Genomic DNA, 586 nt, shown 5'->3' with positions numbered 1-586 from the left:
CCTCAGGCGGCGATCGCCGCGTCCACCAAGGCCGCCGCGATGCCGCGTGCGACTGCGGCGGCTGCTGGGTCTCGGTCCATCCGTGCGGCCACTGTCGCGCCGTCGTAGAGCAGGACGAGCTGTGCCGCGAGGTGCTCGGGGGCGGAAGCTCCTGCTGCTTTCCCAAGCTCGGTGAAGATCGACCTCACCCAGGCCCGGCCGACGTCCGCGGCCTCCTCTGCGGCAGCTCCGGGCGCGGACTCTGCGCAGGCGTTGACGAACGCGCAACCGCGGAACTCGGGTTCCGTAAAAGAGTCGTGGAGGGCGTCGAAGACCCCCAGCAACTGCTCGCGGGGGTTCCCGTCGTCCTTGGCGATCCGTTGGACAATGCGCCGCTTCCACCGCTCGTGCCATTCAACAAGGTATGCCCGGATGAGCTCGTCCTTGCTGCCGAAGGTGTTGTAGAGACTGGCTTTCGCGACGCCTGCTTGTGCGATCACCCGATCGATGCCGACTGTGTGCACACCTTCGCGGTAGAACAGCTCGCTCGCCGCGTCCAGGAGGCGCTCGCGGGCCGACAGGTGGCTGCCGCCACCTGTCTTCGCAC

Annotated in this window: 1 protein-coding gene; it reads right to left on the bottom strand. The window is 67.9% G+C overall.

Translation table 11 applies throughout. The features are described from left to right. Positions 1 to 2: 2 nt before the first annotated feature. On the bottom strand, positions 3 to 586 hold a 584-nt coding region (locus tag ABD901_RS58860), incomplete at its 5' end, for a TetR/AcrR family transcriptional regulator (RefSeq protein ID WP_345145165.1).

Origin of the sequence: Dactylosporangium darangshiense (assembly GCF_039537565.1) — a bacterium.
In the GTDB taxonomy this organism is placed as follows: domain Bacteria; phylum Actinomycetota; class Actinomycetes; order Mycobacteriales; family Micromonosporaceae; genus Dactylosporangium; species Dactylosporangium darangshiense.
The sequence above is the reverse complement of the archived record's forward strand: the minus strand, read 5'-3'. Positions and strand labels throughout refer to the sequence as shown.